The organism is Streptomyces sp. ActVer, assembly GCF_027270795.1.
Classification (GTDB): domain Bacteria; phylum Actinomycetota; class Actinomycetes; order Streptomycetales; family Streptomycetaceae; genus Streptomyces; species Streptomyces umbrinus_A.
On record NZ_JAPWHT010000889.1, the window covers coordinates 1 to 1,352 of the forward strand.

General features: G+C 73.3%; 1 protein-coding gene. It reads right to left on the reverse strand.

What is annotated here, in order from left to right:
* Positions 1 to 178: 178 nt before the first annotated feature.
* A partial coding sequence (locus O3Q52_RS53115; protein ID WP_269655553.1) for a PLP-dependent aminotransferase family protein occupies positions 179 to 1,352 on the reverse strand: 1,174 nt, incomplete at its 5' end.

Below are 1,352 nucleotides of genomic sequence, written 5' to 3' on the forward strand. Positions count from 1 at the left end.
AAGGATGGGGGCGAGCTCCTGCCCGACCGGGGTACGGCCGCGGCAACAACGCGCCTCCCACAGCCGAGGATCCCACTCGGTGTTGTGTTTCATGTCATCCGGAAGTCGGATTCCGGTCGGCGGCCTGCTCCTCACTCCGTAGTCACCCGCCACCAGTACTTCACTCCTCACCCGGCGCTCACGGTGGCGGCAGTGCCGCGCACAACGCCTCCAGCGTGGCCCCGTACGCATGCTCCGAAGGCGTCGCGTACCCCACGACCAGACCGTCCGGCGCGGACTTGGTCGCCTCCGGATGCCGGAACTCCGCGAGCCCGTCCAACGCGAGGCCCTGCCACACGGCGGCCTTCACCGCGGACTGCTCGCTTCCGGGCGGCAGCCGCAGCACCGCGTGGAGCCCGGCCGCGATCCCGGTGACCTCGACGTGCGGCGCGTGCACGGCGAGCGCGTCGACCAGCCGGTCGCGTCGCCTCCGGTACCGCTGGCGCATCCGCCGCACATGACGGTCGTACGACCCCGAGGCCACGAAGTCCGCGAGCGTCAGCTGGTCCAGGACGCTCGCCCACGCCTCCCGCTCGCCCTTGACCTCCAGGACCCCGTCGACGTACCGCTCGGGAAGGACCATCCAGCCCAGCCGCAACGCGGGTGACAGGCTCTTGCTGACCGAGCCGATGTGGACGACCCGCTCCGGGTCCAGGCCCTGGACGGCCCCCACGGGCTTGCGGTCGTAGCGGAACTCCCCGTCGTAGTCGTCCTCCAGAACCACCCCTCCACGCGCGCGTGCCCAGTCGATCACGGCGGCCCGCCGCTCGGGATGCAGTGGTCCGCCGGTAGGGAACTGGTGCGCGGGAGTGAGCAGTACGGCCCGCTCCCCGCCCAGGCCGTCGACCCGGGCGCCGTCCTCGTCGAGCGGCAGCGGAACGGTCCGCACGCCCGCCGCCGTCAGCAACTCGCGGTGGAAGGCGAGGCCGTACGACTCGACGGCCAGCGGACCCCGCAGCACCGTGGGGAACAGCAGCCGCAGGGCGTGCGCGAAGCCGGAGCAGATCACGATCCGCCCCGGCTCGGTACGGACGCCACGCGCGCGTGCCAGGTACTCCGTGAGCGCCACCCGCAGTTCGATCCGGCCGGCCGGATCACCGGGCCCGAACGCCTCGTTGGGTGCCTGCCGCAGAGCCCGCCGGTACGAGGCCAGCCACGCCGCGCGCGGGAACGACGACGCGTCCGGCGTGCCCTGCCGCAGGTCGTGGCGCGGCCCACGCGCGCGTGGGGGTGCCTTTTTGGGTACGCGCGCGTTCGCGCCCAGCGGCTCGGCCCGCTCGGCGACCAGCGTTCCCGAACCCTGCCGCGCGGTC